This window comes from Levilactobacillus fuyuanensis, assembly GCF_003946395.1.
Lineage (GTDB): Bacteria > Bacillota > Bacilli > Lactobacillales > Lactobacillaceae > Levilactobacillus > Levilactobacillus fuyuanensis.
The window spans coordinates 53,280-68,505 of the sequence record NZ_RHNZ01000009.1; the positions used below are offsets into that span (position 1 = coordinate 53,280).

The window sequence follows — 15,226 nt, forward strand, 5'->3', positions numbered from 1 at the left end:
TTAGTGGTCTATGTTGGTCAGTAGTCGTGAGATTGTTGCTAAGAGGGTACGATGAAGGTAAATGGCCGTCCAGCAAGCGCTGTCGCAACTTAGCCAGGGTACAAGTAGAGCTGTTCTAGACCAACCGAGGGACCAAACGTGAGTTTTTCATGATTTTATAGCAAAACGCTTGTCATGACCCCCTATGTTGCGGGATAATTGAACCAGCAATCGGTATAGTACCGATGTATATTTTGAAGGGGTTGATCTGCGTGGATGTAACACGGCTCGGCAGTACAATGACTCTCTCTGGCACGCCGCCAGAGGTTGGAGATCAGTTACCAAAGTTTAAAGTGTTTGATCAGAACAATGTCAAAGTTAAAACGGCAAATTTGATTGGAAAAGTAACTTTGATCAGTGTTGTCCCGGATCTTGAAACGCCCGTTTGCACATTGCAAACTCGGAAGTTCACCCAACAGGCGGACCATTATCCAGCAGCTAAGTTCTGCACGATCTCAAACAATTCCATTGCTGAACAGACCGGCTGGTGTGCCGCTCAGGGTGTGGAAAACGTTGACTTATTATCCGATGAAGAATTATCATTCGGGTACGAAATGGGTCTGTACGTTCCTAACCTGGGTAACTTGGCCCGGTCTATCTGGATTATCGATGACGCGGGTAAGATCGTTTACCGGCAAATCGTCACCGAACAATCCGACGAACCGAACTATCTGGAAGCCATTGAGGCTTTGGAAAAATTAGTCCCACGTGTTGACCTTTAGGCCAAAATTGCGTAGACTATGTAAAAGTAGCGTTGAACAAGTCAGTAGCGTCGAGGAAATTGCTCAGAGAGCCGGGAATGCTGGAAACCGGTGAATTACCTGACGTGAACGTAGCTTGTGAGCTGCTGGGCTGAACCAAAAGTAAGCCCGACCGGAGCACTCTCCGTTAACAAAGAAGTTAAGTGGGGCATAAACGCCCAATTTAGGTGGTACCGCGAAGACTCTTCGTCCTAATTTTTAGGATGAGGAGTCTTTTTGTGTTCACCGACAGTTAACTTAGTTGTCGTTGTTGTGAAAGACGAAGCTGAACGTTAAGTGATTGACAGTTAGCCAGTAAGAGAAAAGAAAGGAATTGATTCATATGGCAGACAAGCAAACCGACATGCCTACCAAGTATGACCCGACCGCCATTGAAGCCGGCCGGTACCAAACTTGGTTAGACGAAGATGTTTTTAAACCTAGTGGTGACAAGAAAGCCACCCCTTATTCCATCGTTTTACCCCCACCAAACGTTACCGGGAAGTTGCATTTAGGCCACGCCTGGGACACCACTTTACAAGACATGATCATCCGGCAAAAGCGGATGCAAGGGTTTGATACGCTCTGGCTTCCAGGGATGGATCACGCCGGAATTGCCACGCAGGCCAAGGTTGAAGCCCGGCTGCGTGAACAAGGTATTACCCGTTACGACCTCGGTCGTGAGAAGTTCATCGACAAGGTTTGGGAATGGAAGGACGAATACGCCGCAACCATCCACAAGCAATGGGCCAAGATGGGGCTATCCATGGACTACTCCCGCGAACGCTTTACCTTAGATGATGGCTTATCCGACGCCGTTAAGAAGGTCTTCGTTGCTCTGTACAAGAAGGGCCTGATCTACCGCGGTGAATACATCATCAACTGGGACCCGCAAGCCCGGACCGCACTCTCCGACATCGAAGTTATTCATAAGGACGACAAGGGTGCCTTCTACCACGTCAAATATCCATTTGCTAACCCAGATGACACGTTTAATGGCAAGCACTACATCGAAATTGCCACGACACGGCCTGAAACTATGATGGGAGACACGGCCGTTGCCGTTAACCCAGATGACGATCGGTACAAGGACTTAGTTGGCAAGAAGGTTATCTTGCCACTGGCCAACCGTGAAATTCCGATCATTGCCGACCAATACGTTGACATCAACTTTGGGACGGGGATGGTTAAGATTACGCCAGCCCACGACCCTAACGACTTCTTAGTTGGGAACCGCCACAACCTCGAACGAATCAACACCATGAACGAAGACGCTTCGATGAACGACCGCGCCGGCAAGTACGCTGGTATGGACCGTTTCGACGCCCGGAAGGCCATGGTTGCTGATTTGGACGACCAAGGGTTGCTGATCAAGGTTGACCCAATCGTCCACTCCGTTGGACATTCAGAGCGGACTGGGGTTCAAGTCGAAGCCCGGCTGTCCACCCAATGGTTTGTGAAGATGAAGCCACTCGCTGAAGAAGCCATCAAGAACCAAGAGGGCGACAACGCGGTTGACTTCGTGCCAGAACGTTTCGAAAATACCTTCACGCAATGGATGGAAAACGTCCATGACTGGGTTATTTCTCGTCAACTCTGGTGGGGTCACCGGATTCCAGCCTGGTACAACAAGAAGACCGGCGAAGTTTACGTTAACGAAGAAGCCCCTAAGGACATCGAAAACTGGGAACAAGATCCCGATGTGTTGGACACCTGGTTCTCCAGTGCCCTGTGGCCATTCTCTACGATGGGCTGGCCTAACGAAGATAGCGCCGACCTCAAGCGTTACTTCCCAACCGACACCTTGGTTACCGGCTATGACATCATCTTTTTCTGGGTTTCCCGGATGATTTTCCAAAGTCTTGAATTTACCGGTAAGCGGCCGTTCAAACACGTACTCTTACACGGGTTGATTCGGGCCGAAGACGGTCGCAAGATGAGTAAGTCTCTGGGTAACGGGATCGATCCAATGGACGTCATCGACAAGTACGGTGCCGATGCCTTGCGTTGGTTCTTATCCACCGGTTCAACGGCGGGCCAAGATGTGCGGTTCAGTTACGACAAGATGGATTCCGCTTGGAACTTCATCAACAAGATCTGGAACGCCAGTCGGTTCGTGATCATGAACTTGGGTGAAAGCACCAAGCCAGTGGTTCCCGCAGCCGACAAGTGGGACCTGACCGACAAATGGATTCTGAGTCGTTTGAATGACACGGTCAACCACGTCACCGAAATGTTCGACAAGTTCGAATTCGGTGAAGCCGGCCGTTCCCTGTACAACTTTATTTGGAACGACTTCTGTGACTGGTATATTGAAATGAGTAAGGAAGTTCTGACCGGCGACGATGAAGCTGCCAAGGCGACTAAGCAAGACTTATTGGCCTACGTCTTAGACCAAACCTTGCGTCTGCTCCAACCAATCATGCCATTCGTGACCGAAGCCATCTGGCAAGCCATGCCACATGATGGCAAGTCCTTAGTGACTGCCGCTTACCCAGTAGATCACCCAGAATTTACCAATGCCGAAGCCGAAAGCGACATGACGAGTCTGATCGACCTGATCAAGGCTGTCCGGAACATTCGCGCCGAAGCCAATGCCCCAATGTCCACGCCAATCGACCTGCAGATCAAGACTAGCGATGCCAAGTTACAAAGCGTCTTTGAAAACAACCGCGACTTTATCGACCGGTTCGTTCATCCAAAGGACTTTGAAATTGGTGCTGACTTGACCGCACCTAAGCTGGCCATGACGTCCGTTATCACCGGTGCCGAAGTTTCCGTACCACTGGCCGAATTGGTCGACCTGAACGATGAAGCCGCTCGCTTGGACAAGGAAGTTGCCAAGTTCACGGCCGAAGTGCAACGCGCGACCAAGAAGTTAGGCAACGAACGCTTCGTTGCCAACGCACCAGAAGACGTGGTTAATGCCGAACGCGACAAGCAAACGGATAACCAAAAGAAGCTGGAAGCAACGCAACAACGTTTAGCTGATATTAAGGCTCAACTGTAAGACAATCATCTGATTTTACTGAAGTCATCATTCCTGTGTGGGAGTGGTGACTTTTTTGCGGTCAGCGTTACAGAATAGGCCTACACTGATTACTAATGTAAAAATGCTGGAATTGGTGTCAGTGTTTGCGAGATGTTTAACGTTTCTTAATGCCTTGGGGCGCTTATCTAAGGCTATGAGTTGATTGAACTAATAGTTGCGGTTTATTTGTAAGTAGGATGATAATCTTTGCTGGCAAGTGATAGCTTTGTTGTGACGCCATTGTAGGTGAAGATAACGGGGCCACAATGACTTGTATTATCGACAACATAGCCGAAACGTGTTCCAGCAGGCAGCCAGTTGCGCTTAACCCCATCAGGTACAAAATCCAGGCCCGGGATTTTCCACCTGATAGCGTTAATGCTCGCCGGCTAGACGCCTGCTTCCACACTCTGGGGAAATCTGCTACACTAAGAAACAGTGACGCAAGCGGGAGGTTTTCATTTTGGTAGAAACGTATGCTGAAGCCCTGCAGTTCATTCACGGTCGGGACCGCTTCAAGAAGAAGCCGACACTGGACCGGATGCGGCAGTTTATGCACATTCTGGGTGACCCGCAGGAAAAGTTAAGTATGATTCACGTTGCCGGTACCAACGGCAAAGGGTCCACAGTGGCCTTTTTACGGGACATGTTCATGGCCGAGGGCCAGACGGTGGGGACCTTTACCTCGCCATTCATTACCCGGTTCAATGAGCGGATCAGTACGGATGGTCAGCCCATCAGTGACACGGATCTGGTGGCTATGGTTAATCGGATTCAACCCGTGGTGGCCCGGCTGGACGAGGAGCTCGCCGAAGAGGGACCGACTGAATTTGAAATCGATACGGCCTTGATGTTCTGCTACTTCGCCAGCCATCCAGTGGATATTGTCGTGGTCGAGGTTGGCCTCGGTGGTCTATATGATTCGACCAATATTATCACGCCGGCTGTCTCGGTCATCACGACGATTGGCATGGATCACATGAAGATTTTAGGGGATACGATTCCTAAGATTGCCACGCAGAAGGCCGGCATCATTAAGTCTGGCGTGCCGGTAGTTTGTGGACGCTTGACGGCGGATGCACTGGCCGTCATGGACCAGACTGCTAGTGAGAAGCAGACCGACGTTCGTGCATTAGGTCGCGATTTTACGGTGAAAAATCAACCCGAGTCTGGTTGGGGCGAACGGTTCGCCTACACCTGGGGAGATCATCGCTGGCGGCATTTGGAGATTGACCTGTTGGGACAGTATCAAATTGACAATGCGGCCACCGCACTCACGGCCTTCATCACGTATCATCAGGTCCGGCATTTGCCGCTCGATATTGCGGAGATTCGCGAAGGCTTGAAGCATACGGCGTGGCCTGGGCGTTTTGAACGTTTGAATGATGAACCCTTGATTGCCATTGATGGGGCCCATAATGAGCCCGCCATGGTGGAAATGGCGCAGCTGTTGCGGCAACACTTTGCCCAACAGGATATTACGATTATTCTGGCGGTGTTGGCGGATAAGCAGTATGACCAGATGGTGAAGACGCTACTGCACGTGCGTAACGTCCACATTATCGTGACCCAATTTCAGGGCCCCGGTAAACGGGCGGCCGCGACGCCACAAGCTCTGGAGGAGGCGGTGGCCTCTTCCAAGCGCGTGACGATAGCGGACAACTGGCCGAGTGCGCTCAAAACGGCACTGGGTAACATTTCCGGGGACAGTCTAATTCTGTTGACCGGGTCGCTCTACTTTATTTCAGAAGTTCGGCAATATTTTACGGATTCAGAAAAATAAATCAGCTTTTTTTACGGAGTTAGTCTGTAAGGGAGCTGAGAATATGCGACGAGAGAGAATTAGTAGTGCCAATGAACGACAGCTGGTCGGTCGGGTCCTTCGCGGGCTGGGACTGTCGGCCGCGAGCGAATGTGACCGGTTCTTCCAGTATTTTCACAGCGTGGCCAATCTACGGTATGCCAGCCAGCAACAGTGTGACCGCTACGTGCGGGGCAGGCGAGAACGGCGAGCATTGCTAACGGCAATCGACCTGGGCCGTTGGGCGCAACGGGCACCGCGGCAGATCTACGGTGAGGTCGTGGCGAGTAGTCAGATTGGTGAGAGTTTGATGGATGATTTACGCTATGCCCCGCAGGAATGCTTGGAGGTCTTGGCGTTGGATACCAAGCATCAGGTGATTGACCGACAGACCGTATTTGTAGGAACGCTGGACAATTGCCCGGTTCATCCCCGTGAGATTTTTCGCCTGGCCATCCTAACTGGTGCGGCAGCCATTGTCGTGGCGCATAACCATCCCAGTGGTCTAGCTGATCCCTCACCGAATGATTTGACATTCATGCGCCGGTTGGCCGAGTGCGGTCAATTGATGGGAATTCCGGTGCTCGACGGCTTTGTGATTGGTCTGCGGACCTACTTCAGTCTGCGTGAGGCTGGGATTTTACCACTAATTCAGAAGACAAATAAGTCAGAAGGTTTAAAATCTGATTAAAATCGGTTTTACCTATTTCTTTCTCGTTAAAAGTTCGGTATTCTTGACATTGACGACGTGTTCTCACGTAGATAGGTATGTTATAATACGTCTATCAATGAATAAGACAAAAAAACTATAAATGTTTTGTTGACAATGAAGGGATGAAACACAGTGTTCGGATTAGGAACGAAAAATATTGGAATCGATCTTGGTACTGCCAATACAATTGTGTATGTTGACGGTAAAGGAATCGTTCTACGCGAACCTTCTGTTGTCGCCAAGAACACAAAGAGTGGGGAAATTGTGTCCGTTGGTGAAGACGCTCGCGCAATGATCGGCCGTACGCCGGCTAGTATCGTTGCCATTCGGCCCATGAAAGACGGGGTTATCGCGGATTATGATACGACTGTTGCCATGATGAAGTACTTCATCGAAAAGACGGTCGGTAAGTCTAGCGGCAAGCCCTACGTTATGGTTTGTGTGCCAAGCGGTGTAACGGAAGTTGAAAAGCGGGCGGTTATTGACGCGACCCGTGTTGCAGGTGCTCGTGACGCTTACGTCATCGAAGAACCATTTGCTGCGGCCATTGGTGCCGGGTTACCCGTCATGGATCCAACCGGTAGTATGGTTGTTGACATGGGTGGTGGGACAACCGACGTGGCAACGATTTCCCTTGGGGGTATCGTTTCCAGTCGTTCCATTCGAGTAGCTGGTGACAAGTTGGATGATGCGATTGCGACTTATGTGCGGTCAAACTTCAACCTGTTGATTGGTGAACGAACTGCTGAAAAGTTGAAGATGGACATTGGTTCAGCTTCAATCGAAGACGCTGACAAGATCGAAGGCGCTACGATTCGTGGACGTGACTTGGTATCCGGGTTACCTAAGGCAGTGGAAGTTTCCGCTGTTGACGTAGCTAAGGCTATTCAAGAACCCGTTCAAGACGTGATCACCGCGATCAAGGAAACCTTGGAAGAAACGTCACCAGAAATTGCTGCTGATGTGATTGATCACGGTATCGTGTTGACTGGTGGGGGTGCCTTACTGAAGAACCTGTCAGAAGTCATCGCAGAAGCAACCAAAGTTCCAGTGTCTATCGCCAACGATCCTCTGGATTGTGTGGCAGCTGGTACCGGTGAATCATTAAAGAGTATCGATGTCATGAAGAAAAAATAGGGACTAGCGGGAAGGCAGCTTCCCGCTTCTTTATTGTGACGCCAGTGGCGAGTCCGTGACTGGCGAACAAGATGGAGGTCAAACATGCAGAAATTTTCTTTCAATCGGCGACTAGTGATCATCATTGTCTGCTTGATTGTTAGCTTTGCTTTGATGACGGTGTCCGTAACTATTCGTAACAAGAAGTCCACGCCACCGCTGATTCAGCAGTTCGGGAACGATATTGTCGGGTTAACTGACCGGGTTGTGGCATTGCCAGCGAATGGATTAAGTGGTTCGGTGAGCGCCATTTCGGAACTATTGAACACGTATCAGGAAAACCAGCAATTAAAGAAGCAGGTTAGTGAGCTCGCCCAGACCAAGGTCCGCGACCAAACCTTAGCTAAGGAAAACAAGCAATTAAAGCAACAGATTAAGTTAAACGATTCATTAACGGATTATACAGCCATCAGTGCCGCTGTCATCACCCGGACGCCATCATCATGGCAGAACCAAGTGGTGATCAACAAGGGTTCTTCGGCCGGTGTGGTCAAGAACATGCCCGTTATGTCCGGGTCCGGCTTGGTTGGTCGGGTCGCTGAAGTCAACAAGACCAATTCAAAGGTTGAATTGATCACCGACAACAACGACTCTGCGAACCGGTTCGCCGTGTCGATCACGACGAAGGCCGGTAAGACGGTCAACGGGGTTCTGAGTGGCTACAAGTCTGCGACGGGTCAAATCGTCATGGACAACTTGACGACTAAGTCTAAGATCAGTAAAGGCGATAAGGTCGTGACCAGTGGTCTTGGTGGCGTGACGCCGAAGGGCTTATTCGTTGGAACAGTGGCCAAATCGGTCGGTTCCGATTATGGGCTGTCTACGAAGCTGTATATTACGCCGGCAACTGATTTGAGCGACCTGAACATTGTGACGGTTGCGGTTACGAAACAGTAAGGGGGCTAAGGCGTGTATCGATTATCTAAAATGCGTTTTGGCTTCCCAATTGGGCTGTTTCTGCTATTATTTGTTGATGGCAGTGTTAGCCAGGTCTTCAGTCGCCAAATGTTTAATACACCCTCGGTCATGGTGAGCCACCTGGTGGTTTTATGGCTGGTCTGTGGTGTGTTATTTGAGGAGAACATGGCGATGCCCCTAGTAAAGTGGGCCGCCGTGATTGGGGCCGTCTTCGACCTCTACTACACGGGGATTTTCGGCGTATACATCTTCGTCTTCCCGTTAGTGGTCTACCTGACCCGCCAACTCGTGAACTATATCAGTCCGAACTTTTTGAGCGGACTGCTGATCTACTTTATTGACATTACCATCGTCGAAGCTCTGAGCTTCGTGGCCAGTCGCGCCGTCCACATGACGTCGATGTCTGGCAGCTCATTCTTGGTGAATACTTTGGGACCAACGTTGGCCTTTAATTTGGCCATGTTTGTCATCTTATATTTCCCCATTCGATGGGTGTATAATTGGTTAAAATAGGTGAAGGGAACGAACGCTATGCAAGCTGCCGTATTACGGGGAACGCAAAACGGCTATGATTTGGTGCTCAAACAATCGGCGAGCTTAGACCAAATCCTAGCCGATCTACGGTCATTATTGGAGAACTTAAACGTGGATCCAACCGCCATGGAGACACCTAAGGTTTCATTGGATGTCTTGACAGAGGATCGGATCTTAACCGCCGATGAAAAATCACAGATCGAACAACTGGTAGGCAACTACCCGCGTTTTGAAATCCATAAGATTGCGGCCAACGTTATGACCATTGACGATGCTATACAGCTTCGTGAACGAGAAAACGTCCACCTTCTGAGTAAGGTGATTCGTAACGGCCAAGAGGTTGCCATGCAAGGGGATGTCCTATTCTTAGGAACGATTCACGAGGGTGGTAAGCTTCGGACGACCGGAAACATCTTCTGTATGGGGGACGTGAGCGGCATCTTGCAGGCGGGTTATCCCGACGATGAATCCAAACTGATTATGGGGAATCTTGTGACCGCACAACAGGTCAGAATTGCCGAACAGTTTGACATTATCGAACCAGACCAAGTGGCCGATTCTAGCCAAACCATTGCTTACGTCAACGACCTCCATGTGTTGTCGTACGGTAAGCTCAGCGCATTAAAGAAGATCAACCCGAAATTGTACAACCGGATTGGAGGAATTTAGAATGGGAAAAGCAATTGTGATCACCTCTGGTAAGGGTGGTGTGGGTAAAACCACGACCAGTGCCAACATTGGGACGGCGTTAGCCTTGATGGGTAAACGCGTGTGCCTGATGGACCTGGACATTGGATTACGGAACTTGGACGTGGTCCTGGGACTGGATAACCGAATCATCTACGATATCGTAGACGTTGCCGAAGGGCGGGCAAAGCTGCCCCAAGCGCTAGTCAAGGACAAGCGTTTTGATGACAAGCTTTACCTGTTACCAGCCGCCCAGAATACGGACAAAACGGCTCTGCAACCCGACCAGGTCAAAGAGATTGTTGATGAGTTAAAGCCTGAATACGACTATGTTCTGATCGATTGCCCAGCCGGGATCGAACAGGGCTTCATGAACGCCGTAGCCGGTGCCGACGCCGCCATCGTGGTGACTACACCGGAAATTTCTGCGGTGCGGGATGCCGATCGGGTCGTTGGATTATTGGAACAACATCCGTTGACTGAAGCACCACGCTTACTGATCAACCGGATTCGGTTGAACATGATGCAAGACGGTTCCATGATGGATATCGATGAGATCACCCATCACTTGGGTATCGAATTGCTGGGAATCATCGTGGATGACGACGCGGTTATTTCCACGTCTAACCAGGGTGAACCCATCGTCATGCAGACGGAAAACCAAGCGTCACAGGGTTACCGTAACGTGGCGCGGCGTTTAGAGGGCCAAACGGTGCCGCTAATGAAGCTTGAACCACAAGAGGAAGACGGCTTCTGGCATAAGGTCAGCAGCTGGTTCCATCGCGGTTAAGCACCGTCCGAATTAAAATTATGAAATGAACGGGGAGTCTTTGGCGACAGTGGTCGTTGAGGGCTTCTTTTTTTGTTTTACCATTTTGATTGGTTGTGAACGGTCGCCTGCGGCTGCCAGAGATTCTGCCGCTGTGGAGACCGGTTCAAGCCTGGGAGTCGGTCTTGAACCTCGCCTCGAAGCCACAGAAATCGTGTCTTCAAAGCGTCCAGTCCTGTAGGGTCGGGAAGCCCATCCGTCCCAACAGGACGCCCACGGCTGGCGCCATCTCTGGCCTCCTCCAGCTTTGACTGTTCTCCGAATTAATATTGGTTCAAACTTAGCTGATAGATTCTGCAAAAATGTCATTAATGACTGCCATGCAATGCAGTGGACAATTTGAATTCTGACGTTGCTTACTGCTAGAAGAGATCGTTGTATCGTGAACTTTGCGAGGCTTCAAACCGAGCCGAAAGCCCGTTCTATGGCTGTAGATGGTCCCCATGGCAGGCGAAATCTCTGACAGCCGCAGGCAACAGTTTTCACCAACGTAAACCATTCGATTTTCAGGAAATTTCAAAATAGGGCTTGACGTTTATGAAAATTAAAAGTAGTATATCGGTAATGAAACGAAAAACGTCGAACAGAAGAGTAAGACCAGCAAGTGCCTACAGAAAGCCCAGTCGATGAAAATGGGTGACCTTGTCCGTCCGAAACACATCTGTGAGTTGGTCGTCTGAATCTAGTAGGATGATCCGGGATAGCCCGTTATAGCTGGAGTTGCTTGCAACTCACCGAGGTTAAGTCAGCGATGGCTTAGCAAACTAGAGGTGGAACCACGATGTGATCGTCCTCTTAGGCCCAATTAGGGTCTAAGAGGGCGTTTTTATTTTCACGGGATATTGCGAGGAACTCCGTAAGTCGGCGTGGCGTGAGCCCGTCGAGTACATGAGGTGGCACCGCGTGATCAACGCCCTCTTGAGAGAAATCTCAGGAGGGCGTTTTTGCGTTGAAGAAGGAGGATAATTGTTATGCACTATGTTAGCCAGATTTTACCATCACTGATTTCCGGTACCGGAATGACGTTGTCCATATTCTTTTGGACCTTAATTATTTCTGTCCCACTCGGGATTTTAGTCGGGTTGGGCATGATTACCCGCTTCAAGCCATTGACGTGGGTGATCAACATCTACGTTTGGCTGATGCGAGGGACCCCACTGTTATTGCAATTAATTTTCGTATTTTATGGGTTACCAATCGCTGGGATTGTGTTCAACCGGTATGACGCAGCGCTCTTCGCCTTCATCCTGAACTACACGGCCTACTTCGCTGAAATCTTCCGAGGCGGCCTGCAAGCAATTCCCGTGGGACAATACGAAAGTGCTCGGGTGTTGCGGTTAACCAACTGGCAAACGTTACGCAAGATTGTGATTCCACAAGTTGTCAAGATTGTTTTACCGTCAATCGGAAACGAAGTTATCAACCTGGTCAAGGATTCTTCATTGGTCTACGTCATCGGGTTAGGTGATCTGTTACGTGCCGGGAACGTCGCTATGGCGCGGGACGTCACGTTGGTGCCAATGTTACTGGTCGGCGTGATTTACTTACTGTTGACGGCCGTCTGCACGTTGGTCCTGAAGCGGTTGGAAAAGCACTACAGTTACTGGCGTTAGAGAAAGGGTGGTTTAATCATGTTAGAACTTAAAGGGATTACCAAAAAATTTGATGGCAAAACCATCTTGGATCAAGTCGATTTAACTGTAAACGATGGTCAAATCTTAACCATTGTCGGACCTTCCGGGGCCGGCAAGACGACGTTACTGCGTTGTATCAGTGGTCTGGAAATGGTCGATGGTGGGCAATTCTTATTGGACGGCCAGGCCTTTGATCCCGCAACGAATCGGGATAACGATGCCGTTATCGGGGTCGTCTTCCAGGACTTCCAGTTGTTCCCCAACCTCACTGTCTTACAAAACGTGGTGTTAGCACCAACGATGGTCTTGAAGAAGTCCGCTGCCGATGCTGAGAAGGAAGCCCGGGCCTTATTGGAACGATTGAACCTTGGGGGCAAGGCTGATCTGTACCCCTACGAGCTCTCCGGGGGCCAGAAGCAACGAGTCGCCATCGTGCGGGCACTGGCGATGCACCCTAAGTTACTCTGCTACGACGAACCAACGTCGGCGTTGGATCCAGACTTGCGTCGCGAAGTTGAAGAAATTATTTTGAAGTTAAAACGAGAGGGCATGACTCAAATTGTCGTGACTCATGATATTCCGTTTGCAGAATCGATTGCCGATCAAATGTTACGGGTCGAACCAAAAGAGTAGAGGGAGGCGCCACGCAATGAAATTTAAAAAAATCCGATTTTTCGCGCTGGCCTTTCTGCTGATTGGGCTGACGGCAACGCTAGCTGGTTGTGGAACCAACGTCACTAAGCGGGCCAACACCCAGGATACTTGGTCGAGCATTCGGAAGAAAAAGAAGGTCGTCATTGGACTGGACGACAGCTTTGTGCCCATGGGTTTCCGGCAGAAGAGTGGGAAGCTGGTCGGTTACGACATCGACTTGGCCCGTGCCGTCTTCAAGCAGTACGGTATCAAGGTCGACTTCCAATCCATCGACTGGAACATGAACGTTACGGAGCTCCACAACGGAACGATTGACCTGATCTGGAATGGCTTTTCCATCACACCGCAACGATCCAAGCAGGTCGCCTTCTCCGACACGTACCTGAACAACGACCAGGTACTGGTCTCGCTCAAGAAGAATCACATTAGGTCTTATAAAGATATGACGGGTAAAGTTCTAGGGGCACAGACCGGTTCGTCCGGAGCCAACGATATCGATACCTATCCGAAACTCTTAAAGAACCGTATTAAGAATCACGATGCAGTTACCTATGATTCCTTCACCAACGCCTTCATTGATCTAAACGTTGGCCGGATCAAGGGATTACTGATCGACAGTACTTACGCCAACTACTACATCAAACACCAAGCACACCCTGAGGATTACCGGGTGACGGTTGGGAGCTTCCCAAAGGAAAAGTTCGCGGTTGGGATGCGCAAGGGCGACGTCACGATGCGTCGAAAGATCAATGCTGGTCTGAAGAAGCTGGCTGCCGATGGGCAACTGAAACAGATCAACCAGAAGTGGTTCGGCAGTAACGTGGATACGCCACTGTTAAAGACTAAATAGGTTGTGTTCGCCTGCGGTAGTTAATGGCTAATGATTTTCTGAGATGGTAGAAGAAGCAATTTGCAATATAGACTCGTTGAAGTGAACCCATAAAGTTGGACACATAATTTATGCTGCTTGCTGGATGGCGAGTTCCCGGTATTTTTCCGGGGACTTGCCATCCAGTTTTGTTTTGATTCGACGCTTGTTGTAGAAGTTAATCCACTCAGTCATGGCTTGAACCAGATCTTCCTCATTCTCAAAATGTTCATCCATGACTTCAACCTTCATGATGTGGAAGAACGATTCAATTGCCGCATTATCTAGGCAAGTTGCTTTGCGTGACATGCTTTGAAATACGCGATGTTCTTTGAGTGTTTCTCGCCAGAATTTATGTTGATACTGGAATCCCTGATCCGTGTGAACCGTTGTTCGATAGCTTAACTTTGGCAGTCCTTCTAACGCTTCTCTAAGCGATTTTAAGGCGAATTCTACTGTCGGATGGTCACTGATGTTGAAAGCTAACACTTCGCCTGAGAAGAGGTCAATAACTGGTTCTAAATAGACCCGTTCGCTTTGGCTCATACCACCCTATCGAAATTCACTAACATCTGTAACGAGTTTTTGATAAGGTCGGTCCGTTTTGAATCGTCGATTTAATCGATTAGGCGCAATTTTACCAACGGTTCCTTTGTATGAATTGTATTTACGTTTTTGCCGATTGTACGCTAAACAAAGCCAATCATGCTCATGCATTAAGCGTAAGACGCGCTTATGATTCACTGTGAATCCATGTTCCTGTAAGGCTTTAGTTAGTCGCCGATAACCATACTTTTTGGTGTACTTAGAATCCTCCTGCCGAATCTCATCAATTGCCTGAATGATTGGAGAATCATCTAGGTTTTCATGCTGACGATGCGATCGTGCATAATAATACGTACTTCTTGGTACTTTGACGACCTTGAGTAGGAGCTTGATGGGCACTTGAAAGACCTGCCTTAACTCGGTCACTATTTGCGAGATTTCTTGTCTGCTGACTTCTTCTGAGCTAAGGCATCGAGTTTTTTTAGGTATTCATTCTCAATCTTTAACATCAAGTTTTCTTGTTTTAATTGCTTCAATTCATCGGCGGTACTGGAGTTATTGCGACTCTTTGAAGGCTTCGTTTGCTTATGTTTAGCCATGATTTTAGGCTTTCCTCGCTTCCGTTCAAGGCCAGCGATTCCTTGCTCCTCAAAGCGCTTCTCCCATTGCCAAATGGTGCTTGGCGAAGATAGATTGAAGTGCAGAGCCGTTACCGGAAGCGAGGCCTGATGTTGTTTTCTCCAGTTTAATACATCAACCTTGAACTGACTAGAATATTCTGGCTTCTGATCCTTCAGCTTCAATCCAGTTATACCATATTTCCGGAAGCGACTAACCCAAAGAAGGATAGTTTCCTCCTTGCTGATACCATATTTTCTGGCCAATGAGGTTGATCCAACTCCGCTCAAATATTCAGTGACGACCTTAATTCTAAAATCTAAATCAAACTTAACCATAGTAAAACCCCCAAGGTTGGACTTTCTGTCCAACCTTGGGGGTTCACTTCACGTGGTTGTTCTGGCCGCGAGTTTTTTTGTGAATAAGATCTGAGTATGAG

At 49.2% G+C, this 15,226-nt stretch carries 15 protein-coding genes and 2 other annotated features; of the genes, 12 read left to right on the forward strand and 3 right to left on the reverse strand.

Going from position 1 to position 15,226, the window contains the following annotated elements; all coding sequences use genetic code 11:
* The first annotated feature begins 251 nt into the window (after positions 1–251).
* From EKM73_RS06455 to EKM73_RS06515, 12 genes are all read left to right on the forward strand, one after another.
* Complete coding sequence (locus EKM73_RS06455) at positions 252–761, forward strand: thiol peroxidase (RefSeq protein WP_020088375.1); 510 nt, start codon at positions 252–254, stop codon at positions 759–761.
* 23 nt (positions 762–784) lie between these two features.
* Positions 785–997, forward strand: a binding site (T-box leader).
* 125 nt (positions 998–1,122) lie between these two features.
* Positions 1,123–3,789, forward strand: coding sequence for a valine--tRNA ligase (locus EKM73_RS06460; RefSeq protein WP_125701154.1), 2,667 nt, complete (start codon positions 1,123–1,125; stop codon positions 3,787–3,789).
* Positions 3,790–4,273: 484 nt separating this feature from the next.
* Positions 4,274–5,593 carry a bifunctional folylpolyglutamate synthase/dihydrofolate synthase gene (locus EKM73_RS06470; RefSeq protein ID WP_125701156.1) on the forward strand — a complete coding sequence of 440 codons (1,320 nt, stop codon included), beginning with the start codon at positions 4,274–4,276 and terminating at the stop codon, positions 5,591–5,593.
* A gap of 43 nt (positions 5,594–5,636) precedes the next feature.
* Positions 5,637–6,302, forward strand: coding sequence for a JAB domain-containing protein (locus EKM73_RS06475; RefSeq protein WP_125701157.1), 666 nt, complete (start codon positions 5,637–5,639; stop codon positions 6,300–6,302).
* A gap of 153 nt (positions 6,303–6,455) precedes the next feature.
* Positions 6,456–7,460: a rod shape-determining protein gene (locus EKM73_RS06480; RefSeq protein ID WP_125701158.1), complete on the forward strand. Its 1,005-nt coding sequence runs from the start codon at positions 6,456–6,458 to the stop codon at positions 7,458–7,460.
* 84 nt (positions 7,461–7,544) lie between these two features.
* Entirely contained in the window at positions 7,545–8,396 is an 852-nt protein-coding gene (gene mreC / locus EKM73_RS06485; RefSeq protein ID WP_125701159.1) for a rod shape-determining protein MreC, read from the forward strand.
* Between the two features lie 12 nt (positions 8,397–8,408).
* On the forward strand, positions 8,409–8,930 hold the full coding sequence (mreD, locus tag EKM73_RS06490) for a rod shape-determining protein MreD (protein ID WP_125701160.1): 522 nt from the start codon (positions 8,409–8,411) through the stop codon (positions 8,928–8,930).
* 18 nt (positions 8,931–8,948) lie between these two features.
* The gene (locus EKM73_RS06495) at positions 8,949–9,620 is read left to right on the forward strand and encodes a septum site-determining protein MinC (RefSeq protein ID WP_125701161.1); all 672 of its coding nucleotides are present in this window, start codon (positions 8,949–8,951) and stop codon (positions 9,618–9,620) included.
* 1 nt (position 9,621) lies between these two features.
* Complete coding sequence (minD, locus tag EKM73_RS06500; RefSeq protein WP_125701162.1) at positions 9,622–10,428, forward strand: septum site-determining protein MinD; 807 nt, start codon at positions 9,622–9,624, stop codon at positions 10,426–10,428.
* Between the two features lie 609 nt (positions 10,429–11,037).
* Positions 11,038–11,265 (forward strand) — a binding site (T-box leader).
* Positions 11,266–11,438: 173 nt separating this feature from the next.
* Positions 11,439–12,080 carry an amino acid ABC transporter permease gene (locus tag EKM73_RS06505; RefSeq protein WP_125701163.1) on the forward strand — a complete coding sequence of 214 codons (642 nt, stop codon included), beginning with the start codon at positions 11,439–11,441 and terminating at the stop codon, positions 12,078–12,080.
* Positions 12,081–12,098: 18 nt separating this feature from the next.
* Positions 12,099–12,734: an amino acid ABC transporter ATP-binding protein gene (locus EKM73_RS06510; protein WP_125701164.1), complete on the forward strand. Its 636-nt coding sequence runs from the start codon at positions 12,099–12,101 to the stop codon at positions 12,732–12,734.
* Between the two features lie 16 nt (positions 12,735–12,750).
* The gene (locus EKM73_RS06515) at positions 12,751–13,605 is read left to right on the forward strand and encodes an amino acid ABC transporter substrate-binding protein (protein WP_125701165.1); all 855 of its coding nucleotides are present in this window, start codon (positions 12,751–12,753) and stop codon (positions 13,603–13,605) included.
* A gap of 108 nt (positions 13,606–13,713) precedes the next feature.
* On the opposite strand, the gene EKM73_RS06520 is transcribed toward EKM73_RS06515, so the two are convergent.
* From EKM73_RS06520 to EKM73_RS06530, 3 genes are read right to left on the reverse strand one after another with little or no spacing between them, the layout of a single operon-like run.
* A complete protein-coding gene (locus EKM73_RS06520) occupies positions 13,714–14,169 on the reverse strand; it encodes a DDE-type integrase/transposase/recombinase (RefSeq protein WP_125701166.1) in 456 nt (151 codons plus the stop codon).
* A gap of 6 nt (positions 14,170–14,175) precedes the next feature.
* Positions 14,176–14,595, reverse strand: coding sequence for an IS3 family transposase (locus EKM73_RS13040; protein ID WP_382386867.1), 420 nt, complete (start codon positions 14,593–14,595; stop codon positions 14,176–14,178).
* Positions 14,595–15,125, reverse strand: a complete 531-nt coding sequence (locus EKM73_RS06530) for a helix-turn-helix domain-containing protein (RefSeq protein WP_125701168.1) — start codon at positions 15,123–15,125, stop codon at positions 14,595–14,597. The genes EKM73_RS13040 and EKM73_RS06530 overlap by 1 nt, the downstream gene beginning before the upstream one ends.
* Positions 15,126–15,226 lie beyond the last annotated feature (101 nt).

Bases quoted from the DNA above. Each gene is read 5' to 3' on its own strand.
- EKM73_RS06460 (WP_125701154.1), top strand. From the start codon at position 1,123: ATGGCAGACAAGCAAACCGACATGCCTACCAAGTATGACCCGACCGCC.
- EKM73_RS06475 (WP_125701157.1), top strand. From the start codon at position 5,637: ATGCGACGAGAGAGAATTAGTAGTGCCAATGAACGACAGCTGGTCGGT.
- mreC (WP_125701159.1), top strand. From the start codon at position 7,545: ATGCAGAAATTTTCTTTCAATCGGCGACTAGTGATCATCATTGTCTGC.
- EKM73_RS06495 (WP_125701161.1), top strand. From the start codon at position 8,949: ATGCAAGCTGCCGTATTACGGGGAACGCAAAACGGCTATGATTTGGTG.
- minD (WP_125701162.1), top strand. From the start codon at position 9,622: ATGGGAAAAGCAATTGTGATCACCTCTGGTAAGGGTGGTGTGGGTAAA.
- EKM73_RS06505 (WP_125701163.1), top strand. From the start codon at position 11,439: ATGCACTATGTTAGCCAGATTTTACCATCACTGATTTCCGGTACCGGA.
- EKM73_RS06510 (WP_125701164.1), top strand. From the start codon at position 12,099: ATGTTAGAACTTAAAGGGATTACCAAAAAATTTGATGGCAAAACCATC.
- EKM73_RS06515 (WP_125701165.1), top strand. From the start codon at position 12,751: ATGAAATTTAAAAAAATCCGATTTTTCGCGCTGGCCTTTCTGCTGATT.
- EKM73_RS06520 (WP_125701166.1), bottom strand. From the start codon at position 14,169: ATGAGCCAAAGCGAACGGGTCTATTTAGAACCAGTTATTGACCTCTTC.
- EKM73_RS06530 (WP_125701168.1), bottom strand. From the start codon at position 15,125: ATGGTTAAGTTTGATTTAGATTTTAGAATTAAGGTCGTCACTGAATAT.